Below are 12,403 nucleotides of genomic sequence, written 5' to 3' on the forward strand. Positions count from 1 at the left end.
ATGAACGTTCCCCGCGAAACCATCGCCGCCATTGCTACTGCCCAGGGCCGTGGCGGTGTAGGCATCGTGCGCATTTCCGGGCCACTGGCGAGCGCGGCAGCCCAGGCCATCGCCGGCCGCCAGCTAACCCCGCGCCATGCGCACTACGGGCCTATGCGCAGCGCTGATGGGGATGTCATCGACGAGGGCCTGGCACTTTACTTCCCCGGGCCGAACTCGTTCACCGGTGAGGACGTGCTGGAACTTCAGGGCCACGGTGGCCCTGTGGTGCTGGACATGCTGCTGCAACGCTGCCTGGAACTGGGTTGCCGCCTGGCCCGGCCGGGTGAATTCAGCGAGCGCGCATTCCTCAACGACAAGCTCGACCTGGCCCAGGCCGAGGCTATCGCCGACCTGATCGAAGCCAGTTCCGCCCAGGCGGCGCGCAACGCCGTACGTTCACTGCAGGGGGCTTTTTCCCGCCGTGTGGATAACCTCACGGAAAAACTTATCGCGCTGCGCATTTACGTGGAGGCGGCCATCGACTTCCCCGAGGAAGAAATCGACTTTCTCGCCGATGGGCACGTGCTGAGCATGCTCGATGACGTGCGGGACAACTTGTCCACAGTCATGCGCGAAGCCGGGCAGGGCGCCTTGCTGCGCGACGGCATGACGGTGGTCATCGCTGGGCGGCCGAATGCCGGAAAATCCAGCCTGCTGAACCTGCTGGCTGGTCGCGAGGCCGCCATCGTCACCGATATCGCCGGCACCACCCGGGATATTTTGCGCGAACATATCCACATTGATGGCATGCCCCTGCACGTAGTGGACACCGCAGGCCTGCGCGACACCGATGACCAGGTGGAAAAAATCGGTGTGGAGCGTGCCCTGAAGGCTATCGGTGAAGCTGACCGAGTATTGCTGGTGGTAGACGCGACCGCGCCGGAGGCCAGTGATCCGTTCGCCCTGTGGCCGGAATTCCTCGAAACCCGCCCGGCCATGGCCAAGGTCACGCTGATTCGCAACAAGGCAGACCTCACTGGCGAGCCTGTGGATATGCAGCAAAGTGCAGACGGCCATGTGACCATTAGCCTCAGCGCCAAGGACGAGGGGCAGGGCCTGGGCCTGCTGCGCGACCACCTGAAGGCGTGCATGGGCTATGAACAGACAGCCGAAAGCAGCTTCAGCGCCCGCCGTCGTCACCTGGATGCATTGCGCCACGCCAGCACGGCACTGGAACATGGCCGTGATCAACTGACACTGGCAGGTGCCGGCGAGTTGTTGGCGGAAGATTTGCGCCAGGCCCAGCATGCACTGGGTGAAATCACCGGCGCGTTCAGCTCCGATGATCTGCTGGGACGAATCTTTTCGAGCTTTTGTATCGGGAAGTAACCGTCAGGCCGCTGTGGATAACCTGAAACGCAGGATAGTGCCCGAAGGCTGCCCTGCGCTGATGTGTATATCACTGCCATGCAACTGCAACATCCGCTGCACAATGATCAACCCCAACCCGCCGCTTTCTGGTGATGATCGGCGCAAGGCTGAAGCACGAGTGAACAGCCCTGCATGCAGCTGAGGCGCAATGCCCTTGCCAGTATCGATGACTTCCACCTGAACCTTCGCTCCCTGGCCTTGCAGGCGCACGATGATCCGTGTGCCCGGCGGGTTGTGGCGTATGGCATTGTCCAGCAGGTTGGTCAGTACCCGTTCGATCATGCCCAGGTCCGCAGTGACCGTCGGCACGGCGGCGGGCATGTCCACTTCCAGTTTCTGCTGACGTGCCTCGGCGGCCAGTTCGAACTTCTGCAGCACATCCTGAACCAGGTCGGGCAATGCGAACGCTTCAGCCTGTGGATGAACCAGGCCTGATTCCAGCCGCGCCAGTTCGAACAACTCCTGCGCCAGCCGCCCTACCTTTCTACTTTGCCCCAGCGCCACGTCCAGATAATGGCGGCGTTCTTCCTGGCTCAGGCTCTCATCTTTGATTCGCAATGTTTCCAGATACCCATGCAGCGAAGTCAGGGGGGTTCGCAGGTCGTGGGAAATATTGGCCACCAGGTCACGGCGCTGCTGGTCCTGGCGCGTCAATTCCTGCCATTGCTCGGCGATACGCTGGCGCATCTGGGCGAACGCAGTGCTTAACACGCCAATCTCATCACCTTTATCCACAGCACCCAGTGGCAATACCACCGCTTTGTCGCCATTGGCGTCGAATTCGCGCACGGTTTGCGTCAAGGCGCGCAACGGCCGAGTGATCAGGCGGAAAGCGATCAAGCCCATGATCAGGCTCAGCACCACCATGAACAACATTATCCACAGGGCCACCCGCAGGGTTGAGTCGCGGGACAGCGCGGCGGCCAGGGCATCATGGGCTTCCCCCTGCAATACCACGTAGACGTAGCCGCCATCGTGGCCCCCCACCTGCACTGGCGCGGCGCTGAACACTTTATCCACATCCAGGTTGCGTGGGTCTTGCCCCAGTACCGGCAGCGGTGCACCGCCCAGAAACTTATGCACAGGGGCAAGGTCCACGGTCTGCCGCTTCAGATTGTTGTCGGGGGCGCCGTTACCCACGATCCTGCCGTCCCTGGTTAACAGGTACAGCTCCACGGAGGGGTTGACCGCCATCAGCTTGTCGAACAGCTCGTGGACCGCTTCCGGGCGCCAGCCGCTGGTATCCATCAACTGGGCCGTGCCGGCGATGTGGGCGGCCAGGCCGCTGGACAGGCGCTGCACCACTTCCTGCTCGTGGCGGGTGCTGGCGCTGATCTGCAGCCAGATCGCCACGCCGCTGCACGCCAGCAGCAAGGCGGCGAATACCAGCGACAGGCGCTGGCTGAGGGTAAGGAATTTCATGAGGCCGCCTGTGGGGTCGCTGGCAGGGTGGCAAACTTATAACCGCGCCCCCACACCGTGAGAATTCGCCGTGGCGCTGCCGGATCCTCTTCGATCTTGGTTCGCAGGCGGTTGATATGGGTATTCACGGTGTGCTCGTAGCCATCGTGTTGATAACCCCATACTTCGTTGAGCAAGTCCATACGCGAAAAAACCTGATCGGGGTGACGGGCGAAGAAATACAGCAGGTCGAACTCCCGTGGCGTCAGCTCTACCGGCTTGCCGTCCAGGCTGGAAGTACGCGCCACCGGGTCGATGGTGAGCCCATGAGTTATCAACAGGCCTGACTCCAGCCGTGCATTGCGAGCCATGGCATCGGTGCGGCGCAGCAGCGCCCGTACCCGGGCCACCAGCTCCAGCATGGAGAAGGGCTTGGCCAGGTAGTCATCGGCGCCCAGCTCCAGGCCCAGGATGCGGTGCATCTCGCTTGAGCGCGCGCTGGTGATGATGATCGGGGTGTAGCGGGCCATGGCCCTTGCACGCTTGCAGATCTCCAGGCCGTCGATGCCAGGCAGCATCAGGTCCAGAACCAGCGCGTCCCACTGGCCCTCTTCCAGCATGCGCACGCCCAGATGACCGTCGTCGGCGTGCTCCACCACATAGCCTTCATCGCGAAGATGCAGGCGCAGCAGGTCAGCGATGTGGGCGTCATCTTCAACAATGAGCACGCGTTTTGGCCGTTCCATATGAAGTTATCCCCAGGCGTCTTGAACGCCATTGTCGCGAAAAAGCCCGCTGGCAGTTATCACATTTAATTTAAGTCTGCGTGAGGACTTCGAGATCGGCAGGGCCGAACAATAGCCCCATGAACGCTGATACCCGGAGCCCGCGATGGCCAGCACAGCAACCATGAGCGATAGCGCCAGCCACCCAGGTTGGCTGCGCCTGACCCATTGGCTCAATGCCCTGGCCGTACTGATCATGGTCACCAGCGGCTGGCGTATCTATAACGCCTCGCCCCTGTTCGGTTTTTCTTTTCCACAAGCTGTGACCTTCGGCGGCTGGCTGGGCGGCGCGTTGCAGTGGCATTTCGCCGGAATGTGGTTGCTGTTCGCCAACGGTGTGTTCTACCTGATGCTCAATATAGCCAGCGGCCGCCTGCTCCGGCGCTTCTTCCCGCTCTCGCCCCGCGGCGTACTCCGGGATTTATCCACAGCCCTGCGCGGCAAGCTCACGCACGACGACCTCAGCCATTACAACCAGGTGCAACGGCTGGCGTACCTGTTCGCCATTGTGGATATCACCCTGTTGGTCATGTCCGGGTTGGTGCTGTGGAAATCCGTGCAGTTCGGCCTGTTGCGTGAATTGCTGGGCGGCTACGAGTCAGCGCGGCGTGTGCACTTCATTGCCATGGCCTTGTTGATGGCCTTCGTGGCAGTGCACTTGGTGATGGTGGCGCTGGTGCCGCGCACCTTGTTGCTGATGATTACCGGCAAAGGGGGCAGGGCATCATGACTGTGGATAAGTACATTCTTGATGAGGCACGCAAACTGCTGGCCCCACGCATTCATGACAGCAGCCGTCGCCAATTCCTGCTGCGCAGCCTTACTTTGGGCGGGGTGGCCATGCTCAGCGGGTGTGGCGTCAGCAATGACAAGCAGGTGGAAACGGCCCTGGCGAGCATTTCGCGCTTCAACGACCGGGTACAGGGCTGGCTGTTCGACCCAAAAGCGCTGGCACCGGTGTACGACGAGTCGATGATCACCCGGCCATTCCCCTTCAACGCCTTTTATGGCGAGGACGATGCTCCCAGTGTAGAGCAGGCCACTTACCGGCTTGAAGTCACCGGGCTGGTGGCGGACAAGCGCAGCTGGCGCCTGGAGGAACTGCAGGCCATGGCCCAGACCGACCAGATCACCCGCCATATCTGCGTGGAAGGCTGGAGTGCGATCGGCCGCTGGGGTGGGGTACGCTTCAGCGACTTCCTCAAGCGCGTGGGTGCTGACACCGGTGCCCGCTTCGTTGGCTTCAAATGCGCCGATGACTATTACACCAGCATCGACATGGCCACCGCCCTGCACCCGCAGACGTTGCTTGCAATGACCTACGACGGCCAGACGCTGCCACGCCAGTACGGCTTTCCAATGAAGCTGCGCATGCCCACCAAGCTTGGTTACAAAAACCCCAAGCATATCCAGGCGATTTTCGTCACCAACACCTACCCCGGTGGCTACTGGGAGGACCAAGGCTACAACTGGTTTGGTGGCAGCTGACAAACCTAGTGTTTATCCACCGCACGGCGTCCCGTCGTGCAGGCTAACCCACGCGTGAAGGAGTAACACCATGAAAAAAGTATCCACAATCGTTCTGTCCCTGTGTCTGGCTTTGGGCACGGCCGCTGCCTATGCCGCCGATACCATGAGCAATGACTCCATGGGCAACGGCAGCATGTCCGGCGGTTCCATGTCCAAGGACACGATGAAGAAGGACACGACGATGAAAAAGGACACCACTACGTCCAAGGGGGCGATGAAAGGCGAGAGCATGCAGAAGGGGACCATGAAGAAGGACACCATGCCCCAGGACACCATGAAAAAGGATCAATGAGCCCATACACCTCCAGCGAGTCCGCGCGGTAGTGGATGAATGTCGCGGATTCAGGCAAGGCTTGAGTTGTGAATAAGTTCTGCAGGAGAGTGCCCATGAATTCGCTATTCCGTTCACTGCTGGCTATCGGCATATTGTCCACAGCGGCCTGTGCAGGGGCTTCAGAACCTGCGGCGGTTGTACCGGCACCCAAGCTCGACGAGAGTACAAAAGTTGCCCACAGCGAGACGGCCGTGTTCGCCGGTGGCTGCTTCTGGGGCGTGCAGGGGGTGTTCGAGCACGTGAAAGGCGTGACTCGGGCGGTTTCGGGTTACGCCGGCGGGCTGGCGCGAACCGCGCATTACGAGGAAGTCGGCAACGGCGATACCGGCCACGCCGAGTCGGTCCAAGTGACGTACGACCCCACGCAGATCACCTACGGGCAACTACTGCAGGTCTACTTCTCCGTGGCCCACGACCCCACTGAACTCAACCGCCAGGGGCCTGACACGGGCACCCAGTACCGTTCAACCGTGTTTGCCGGCAATACTGAGCAGCAACAGGTCGCGCAGGCCTACATCACGCAGCTGGACGCGGCACACGTCTTTTCCAGACCATTGGCGACCACTGTGGAGAACCTGAACGGCTTCTACCCTGCGGAGGGATACCATCAGGACTACCTGGTGCAGAACCCTCACAGCCTCTACATCGTGATCAACGATCAGCCCAAGATCGCCAACCTGGCCAAGCTGTTCCCCGACCGCTACCGCGATGACCCGGTGCTGGTCAGCCGATAACCCTGCTTATCCACCTGTGGATCATTTCAAGGCCGCCTTCGGGCGGCTTTTTCATGCCCGCTCGCACGAAAACTTACCAACAGGCGTGAAATAAGCCCTGTGGAAAACCATGCCTCAGGTCTGGTGATAAGCGGGCTCGAAAGATGTAGATAAAACCCCTTGTGGATAACCACCACTTTCATCCACAGGTTAAATCCGGTTATCCAAGGGGCTCCGGGCCACATGATCACAGGGTTCAATTTCTCTGTACAGTACGCAGATAAAGGCCTGTAGAGCTTTATCCACAGATAGGCATGTGCATAAGAATAAACATAAAAACAAAGCTTTTATAAATTTCTTTCTCTATTTTTATTTCTGCCGTTCATCCACAGCTGGTTAAATTTTGTGCAAAAGGTTCCTTTAGGGGGGGGTAAGTCCCTATACTGGTGAGCTATCCCAATTACCCATCAATGAACAGGCACGAGGTGCGTGGTGGATTTCCCTTCCCGTTTTGAAGTGATCGTCATCGGCGGCGGCCATGCCGGAACCGAGGCTGCGCTTGCGTCAGCACGCATGGGCGCAAAAACCCTGCTGCTGACCCATAACGTGGAAACCCTCGGGCAGATGAGCTGCAACCCGGCTATCGGTGGCATCGGTAAAAGCCACCTGGTCAAGGAGATCGACGCACTGGGCGGCGCCATGGCTTTGGCTACCGATAAAGGCGGCATCCAGTTCCGCGTGTTGAACAACCGCAAGGGTCCAGCCGTTCGCGCCACGCGTGCACAGGCCGACCGCATTCTCTACAAGGCCGCGGTACGCGAGATCCTGGAAAACCAGCCCAACCTGTGGATATTCCAGCAGTCGTGCGACGACCTCATCGTCGAGCAGGACCAGGTTCGCGGCGTGGTCACGCAAATGGGTTTGCGTTTCTTCGCCGACTCGGTGGTGTTGACCGCTGGTACCTTCCTTGCCGGACTTATCCACATCGGTCTGGAAAATTACTCGGGCGGCCGTGCAGGGGATCCGCCCTCCACGGCGCTGGCACGTCGACTGCGTGAATTCCCGCTGCGCGTGGGCCGCCTGAAAACCGGTACGCCACCGCGCATCGACGGCCGTTCGGTGGATTTCTCGGTAATGACCGAGCAACCGGGTGACACGCCCATACCGGTGATGTCGTTCATGGGGAACAAGGAACTGCACCCACGCCAGGTCAGTTGCTGGATTACCCACACCAACGCCCGTACCCACGAGATCATTGCCGCCAACCTGGACCGTTCACCCATGTATTCGGGTGTGATCGAAGGTGTTGGCCCGCGCTATTGCCCGTCGATCGAAGACAAGATCCACCGCTTCGCCGACAAGGAAAGCCACCAGGTGTTCATCGAGCCGGAAGGCCTGACCACCCATGAGCTGTACCCCAATGGCATTTCCACCTCGCTGCCGTTCGACGTGCAGTTGCAGATCGTGCGGTCGATCCGCGGCATGGAGAATGCCCATATCGTTCGCCCCGGCTACGCCATCGAATACGATTACTTCGACCCGCGTGACCTGAAGTACAGCCTGGAAACCAAGGTCATCGGTGGCCTGTTTTTCGCTGGCCAGATCAACGGCACCACCGGTTACGAAGAAGCCGGTGCCCAGGGCCTGCTGGCAGGTACCAATGCCGCGCTGCGTGCACAAGGCCGTGATGCCTGGTGCCCGCGCCGTGACGAGGCCTACATCGGTGTGCTGGTCGACGACCTGATTACCCTGGGTACCCAGGAGCCTTACCGCATGTTCACTTCGCGCGCCGAATACCGGTTGATCCTGCGCGAAGACAACGCCGACCTGCGCCTGACCGAGAAAGGCCGTGAGCTTGGCCTGGTCGATGACGCCCGCTGGGCAGCGTTCTGCACCAAGCGCGAAGCCATCGAGCTGGAAGAACAGCGGCTGAAAAGCACCTGGGTACGCCCGGGTACCGAGCGCGGCGATGCCATCGCCGAGAAATTCGGCACGCCACTGGGCCACGAATACAACCTGATGAGCCTGCTGACCCGGCCGGAAATCGACTACAACGGCCTGATCGAGGTGACCGGCGAAGGTGCCCTCGACCCACAGGTGGCCGAACAGGTCGAGATCAAGGCCAAGTACGCCGGCTACATCGACCGTCAGCAGGACGAAATCGCTCGCCTGCGGGCCAGCGAAAACACCCGGCTGCCTGTGGATATCGACTATGCGGCCATCTCCGGGCTTTCCAAGGAGATTCAAGGCAAACTGGGGGCCACCCGTCCCGAGACCCTGGGCCAGGCTTCGCGCATCCCGGGTGTCACGCCGGCGGCCATCTCGCTGTTGATGATTCATTTGAAAAAACGCGGCGCAGGCCGTGAGTTGGAGCAAAGCGCTTGAGTTCTATGGTCACCCCGCACCACTCCCAGGAATTGGCCCAAGGGGCTCGGGAACTGGGGGTCGAACTGACCCAGGCCCAGCACGATCAACTGCTGGCCTACCTGGCCCTGTTGATAAAGTGGAACAAGGCCTACAACCTGACCGCCGTGCGCAACCCCGACGAGATGGTGTCGCGCCACCTGCTGGACAGCCTCAGCGTGATCGCCCACATCGGTGAAGGCGAGCGCTGGCTGGACGTGGGCAGCGGCGGCGGCATGCCTGGCGTGCCGCTGGCCATCCTGTTTCCGGAAAAGAAAATCACCTGCCTGGACAGCAACGGCAAGAAGACCCGCTTCATCACCCAGGTCAAACTGGAACTGAAGCTGGACAACCTGCAAGTTATCCACAGCCGGGTCGAGGCCTTCCAGCCAGAGGTGCCGTTCAACGGGATCATCTCCCGTGCGTTCAGCAGCCTGGAGGACTTCAGCAACTGGACGCGCCACCTCGGTGACACGAATACACGCTGGTTGGCAATGAAAGGGCTGCATCCGGCTGATGAACTGGTAGCATTACCGGCAGATTTTCACCTCGAAAGCGCACAGGCCTTGACCGTACCGGGTTGCCAAGGCCAACGTCATCTGCTGATACTGCGCCGCACGGCATGATTGGGAACACACGCAATAATGGCTAAGGTATTCGCGATCGCGAACCAGAAAGGTGGTGTGGGCAAAACCACCACCTGCATCAACCTCGCAGCATCGCTGGTCGCGACCAAGCGCCGCGTGCTGCTGATCGACCTCGATCCACAGGGCAACGCCACCATGGGTAGCGGTGTGGATAAGCACGGCCTGGAAAACTCGGTCTATGACCTGTTGATTGGCGAGTGCGACCTGTCCCAGGCCATGCACTTCTCCGAACACGGCGGCTACCAGCTGCTGCCGGCCAACCGTGACCTCACCGCGGCCGAAGTGGTACTGCTGGAAATGCAGATGAAGGAGAGCCGTCTGCGCACCGCGCTGGCGCCCATCCGAGAGAGCTACGACTACATCCTGATCGACTGCCCGCCGTCGCTGTCGATGCTGACCCTCAACGCCCTGGTGGCGTCCGATGGGGTGATCATCCCCATGCAGTGCGAGTACTTCGCCCTGGAAGGTCTCAGCGACCTTGTGGATAACATCAAGCGCATTGCCGAACTGCTGAACCCGGAATTGAAGATCGAAGGCCTGCTGCGGACCATGTACGACCCGCGCCTGAGCCTGATCAACGATGTGTCCGCGCAGCTCAAGGAACACTTCGGTGACCAGCTGTACGACACTGTCATTCCGCGCAACGTCCGCCTGGCAGAAGCCCCAAGCTTTGGCATGCCGGCCCTGGCCTACGACAAACAATCGCGTGGCGCACTGGCCTACCTGGCCCTGGCGGGCGAGATGGTTCGTCGCCAGCGCCGCCAAACTCGCGCTGAAAAAGCTTAAGGAATCCACATGGCCGTGAAGAAACGAGGTCTCGGACGTGGACTGGATGCCCTGCTAAGCGGGCCAACCGTCAGTGCGCTGGAAGAACAGGCTGTCAAAGTCGACCAGCGAGAATTGCAGCACCTGCCCCTGGACGTCATCCAGCGCGGCAAATACCAGCCTCGCCGGGACATGGACCCGCAAGCGCTGGAGGAACTTGCCCACTCGATTAAGAGCCAGGGCGTGATGCAACCGATCGTGGTACGGCCAATCGGCAACAACCGGTTCGAGATCATCGCCGGTGAGCGCCGCTGGCGTGCCAGCCAGCAGGCCGGGATGGAAACCATTCCGGCCATGGTTCGTGATGTGCCCGACGAAGCCGCCATCGCCATGGCGCTGATCGAGAACATCCAGCGCGAAGACCTGAACCCGGTCGAGGAAGCCATCGCTCTGCAGCGTCTGCAGCACGAGTTCCAGCTGACCCAGCAACAGGTGGCCGATGCCGTTGGCAAGTCGCGTGTGACCGTGGCCAACCTGCTGCGCCTTATCTCGCTGCCGGAAGTGATCAAGACCATGCTTGCCCATGGCGACCTGGAAATGGGTCACGCCCGTGCATTGCTCGGTTTGCCGGACGAACAGCAGGTGGAAGGGGCGCGACATGTTGTCGCACGTGGCCTGACCGTGCGCCAGACTGAAGCACTGGTTCGCCAGTGGCTGGCCGGCAAGCCGGAACCGGTTGAAGCGGCCAAGCCAGACCCGGACATCACCCGGCTCGAGCAGCGCCTGGCAGAGCGTCTAGGCTCTGATGTACAGATTCGTCACGGGCAAAAGGGCAAGGGCCAGTTGGTGATCCGTTACAACTCCCTGGACGAGCTTCAGGGCGTGCTCGCCCACATCCGCTGAAACAATCCTTTTGTAGCGCGCAGTCGGAAATCACTACCCGGCAGTTGAATAGGGGCTTAACCGCCCCTATACTCTGCGCGCATTTTGTCGGCACAAATTATGCCAAGTCATTGATTTTGGCGCGCCGACTCACGAGGAGCAATTTGTGATGGAAACCCGCACGCCAAACCGCCTGCCGTTCCATCGCTTGGCGGTATTTCCGGTATTGCTGGCTCAATGTGTCGTGTTTCTGTTGGCAGCCTTGGCGTTGTGGCAGTGGCGCGGGGCAGTCAGTGGATATTCAGGCCTCCTTGGAGGACTGATTGCCTGGTTGCCGAATTTGTATTTCGCTCACAAGGCTTTCCGGTTTTCCGGAGCCCGAGCCGCGCAAGCCATCGTCCGGTCGTTCTACGCTGGCGAGGCAGGCAAATTGATTTTGACGGCAGTGCTGTTCGCGCTGACGTTTGCAGGAGTGAAGCCATTGGCGCCGTTGGCAGTATTCGGTGTCTTCGTGCTGACCCAACTGGTCAGCTGGTTCGCACCCCTGCTGATGAAAACAAGACTTTCGAGACCTTAGGGCGTTTGAGGCAACCATGGCAGCAGAAACCGCTTCGGGCTATATCCAGCACCACTTGCAGAACTTGACCTTCGGTCAACTACCAGACGGCGGCTGGGGCTTTGCCCACTCCGCAGCACAAGCCAAGGAAATGGGCTTTTGGGCTTTCCACGTCGATACTCTCGGCTGGTCTGTGGCCCTGGGCCTGATTTTCGTCCTGATTTTCCGCATGGCGGCGAAAAAGGCGACTTCGGGCCAGCCTGGCGCCCTGCAGAACTTCGTTGAAGTGCTGGTAGAGTTCGTCGACGGCAGCGTCAAGGACAGCTTCCACGGCCGTAGCGCCGTGATCGCTCCCCTGGCCCTGACCATTTTCGCCTGGGTGTTCCTGATGAACGCTATCGACCTGATACCGGTCGACTGGATTCCTCATCTGGCAGCCCTGGTGACCGGCGACCACGAGATCCCGTTCCGCGCAGTGTCCACCACCGACCCGAACGCCACGCTCGGCATGGCGCTCTCGGTGTTTGCACTGATCATTTTCTACAGCATCAAGATCAAGGGCCTGGGTGGCTTCATCGGCGAACTGACCCTGCACCCGTTCAGCAGCAAGAACATGCTGGTTCAGATCATTCTGATCCCGGTCAACTTCCTGCTGGAATTCGTGACACTGATCGCCAAGCCAATCTCTCTGGCTCTGCGACTGTTCGGCAACATGTACGCTGGCGAACTGGTGTTCATCCTGATCGCCGTGATGTTCGGCAGTGGCCTGCTGTGGCTGAGCGGTCTGGGTGTTGTCCTGCAATGGGCGTGGGCTGTGTTCCACATCCTGATCATCACCCTGCAGGCCTTTATCTTCATGATGCTGACCATCGTCTACCTGTCGATGGCGCACGAAGAGAACCATTAAGACCCGCCTGGCGTGTCTGATGACCCTTCCACCCTGGTGGGAGGGTGCCCTTGGGGGGAGTCTGCCG

13 protein-coding genes are annotated in these 12,403 nt (G+C 60.3%); 11 read left to right on the forward strand and 2 right to left on the reverse strand.

The window, feature by feature from the left end:
• Positions 1–1,371, forward strand: coding sequence for a tRNA uridine-5-carboxymethylaminomethyl(34) synthesis GTPase MnmE (mnmE, locus tag QBK88_RS06415; protein WP_268146815.1), 1,371 nt, complete (start codon positions 1–3; stop codon positions 1,369–1,371).
• A gap of 3 nt (positions 1,372–1,374) precedes the next feature.
• On the opposite strand, the gene QBK88_RS06420 is transcribed toward mnmE, so the two are convergent.
• Positions 1,375–2,835: a sensor histidine kinase gene (locus QBK88_RS06420; RefSeq protein ID WP_277961393.1), complete on the reverse strand. Its 1,461-nt coding sequence runs from the start codon at positions 2,833–2,835 to the stop codon at positions 1,375–1,377.
• Positions 2,832–3,560: a response regulator transcription factor gene (locus tag QBK88_RS06425; protein ID WP_277961394.1), complete on the reverse strand. Its 729-nt coding sequence runs from the start codon at positions 3,558–3,560 to the stop codon at positions 2,832–2,834. Before QBK88_RS06425 ends, QBK88_RS06420 begins: the two co-directional genes overlap by 4 nt.
• 145 nt (positions 3,561–3,705) lie before the next feature.
• Between QBK88_RS06425 and QBK88_RS06430 the strand changes: the two genes are divergently transcribed.
• The 10 genes from QBK88_RS06430 (at position 3,706) to atpB (ending at position 12,336) form a co-directional block, all read left to right on the forward strand.
• On the forward strand, positions 3,706–4,329 hold the full coding sequence (locus QBK88_RS06430; RefSeq protein ID WP_277961395.1) for a cytochrome b/b6 domain-containing protein: 624 nt from the start codon (positions 3,706–3,708) through the stop codon (positions 4,327–4,329).
• Positions 4,326–5,087, forward strand: coding sequence for a molybdopterin-dependent oxidoreductase (locus QBK88_RS06435; protein WP_277961396.1), 762 nt, complete (start codon positions 4,326–4,328; stop codon positions 5,085–5,087). Before QBK88_RS06430 ends, QBK88_RS06435 begins: the two co-directional genes overlap by 4 nt.
• A gap of 70 nt (positions 5,088–5,157) precedes the next feature.
• Complete coding sequence (locus QBK88_RS06440; protein WP_277961397.1) at positions 5,158–5,421, forward strand: pentapeptide MXKDX repeat protein; 264 nt, start codon at positions 5,158–5,160, stop codon at positions 5,419–5,421.
• Between the two features lie 95 nt (positions 5,422–5,516).
• Positions 5,517–6,197, forward strand: coding sequence for a peptide-methionine (S)-S-oxide reductase MsrA (gene msrA, locus QBK88_RS06445; protein WP_277961398.1), 681 nt, complete (start codon positions 5,517–5,519; stop codon positions 6,195–6,197).
• A 471-nt stretch (positions 6,198–6,668) separates the two neighbouring features.
• On the forward strand, positions 6,669–8,561 hold the full coding sequence (mnmG, locus tag QBK88_RS06450; protein ID WP_277961399.1) for a tRNA uridine-5-carboxymethylaminomethyl(34) synthesis enzyme MnmG: 1,893 nt from the start codon (positions 6,669–6,671) through the stop codon (positions 8,559–8,561).
• Positions 8,562–8,566: 5 nt separating this feature from the next.
• Positions 8,567–9,205, forward strand: coding sequence for a 16S rRNA (guanine(527)-N(7))-methyltransferase RsmG (rsmG, locus tag QBK88_RS06455; protein ID WP_268151262.1), 639 nt, complete (start codon positions 8,567–8,569; stop codon positions 9,203–9,205).
• 18 nt (positions 9,206–9,223) lie between these two features.
• Positions 9,224–10,012, forward strand: coding sequence for a ParA family protein (locus tag QBK88_RS06460; protein ID WP_158152990.1), 789 nt, complete (start codon positions 9,224–9,226; stop codon positions 10,010–10,012).
• 9 nt (positions 10,013–10,021) lie between these two features.
• Positions 10,022–10,894 carry a ParB/RepB/Spo0J family partition protein gene (locus QBK88_RS06465; protein WP_268146832.1) on the forward strand — a complete coding sequence of 291 codons (873 nt, stop codon included), beginning with the start codon at positions 10,022–10,024 and terminating at the stop codon, positions 10,892–10,894.
• Between the two features lie 148 nt (positions 10,895–11,042).
• Entirely contained in the window at positions 11,043–11,450 is a 408-nt protein-coding gene (locus QBK88_RS06470) for a F0F1 ATP synthase subunit I (protein ID WP_277961400.1), read from the forward strand.
• 16 nt (positions 11,451–11,466) lie between these two features.
• Complete coding sequence (atpB, locus tag QBK88_RS06475) at positions 11,467–12,336, forward strand: F0F1 ATP synthase subunit A (protein WP_268146834.1); 870 nt, start codon at positions 11,467–11,469, stop codon at positions 12,334–12,336.
• Positions 12,337–12,403 lie beyond the last annotated feature (67 nt).

The organism is Pseudomonas sp. RIT-To-2, from assembly GCF_029623465.1.
Classification (GTDB): domain Bacteria; phylum Pseudomonadota; class Gammaproteobacteria; order Pseudomonadales; family Pseudomonadaceae; genus Aquipseudomonas; species Aquipseudomonas silvicola.

Coding starts and splice junctions, on each gene's coding strand:
- mnmE (WP_268146815.1), top strand. CDS start 1: ATGAACGTTCCCCGCGAAACCATCGCCGCCATTGCTACTGCCCAGGGC.
- QBK88_RS06420 (WP_277961393.1), bottom strand. CDS start 2,835: ATGAAATTCCTTACCCTCAGCCAGCGCCTGTCGCTGGTATTCGCCGCC.
- QBK88_RS06425 (WP_277961394.1), bottom strand. CDS start 3,560: ATGGAACGGCCAAAACGCGTGCTCATTGTTGAAGATGACGCCCACATC.
- rsmG (WP_268151262.1), top strand. CDS start 8,567: ATGGTCACCCCGCACCACTCCCAGGAATTGGCCCAAGGGGCTCGGGAA.
- QBK88_RS06470 (WP_277961400.1), top strand. CDS start 11,043: ATGGAAACCCGCACGCCAAACCGCCTGCCGTTCCATCGCTTGGCGGTA.
- atpB (WP_268146834.1), top strand. CDS start 11,467: ATGGCAGCAGAAACCGCTTCGGGCTATATCCAGCACCACTTGCAGAAC.
- QBK88_RS06440 (WP_277961397.1), top strand. CDS start 5,158: ATGAAAAAAGTATCCACAATCGTTCTGTCCCTGTGTCTGGCTTTGGGC.
- QBK88_RS06430 (WP_277961395.1), top strand. CDS start 3,706: ATGGCCAGCACAGCAACCATGAGCGATAGCGCCAGCCACCCAGGTTGG.
- QBK88_RS06460 (WP_158152990.1), top strand. CDS start 9,224: ATGGCTAAGGTATTCGCGATCGCGAACCAGAAAGGTGGTGTGGGCAAA.
- QBK88_RS06465 (WP_268146832.1), top strand. CDS start 10,022: ATGGCCGTGAAGAAACGAGGTCTCGGACGTGGACTGGATGCCCTGCTA.
- QBK88_RS06435 (WP_277961396.1), top strand. CDS start 4,326: ATGACTGTGGATAAGTACATTCTTGATGAGGCACGCAAACTGCTGGCC.
- msrA (WP_277961398.1), top strand. CDS start 5,517: ATGAATTCGCTATTCCGTTCACTGCTGGCTATCGGCATATTGTCCACA.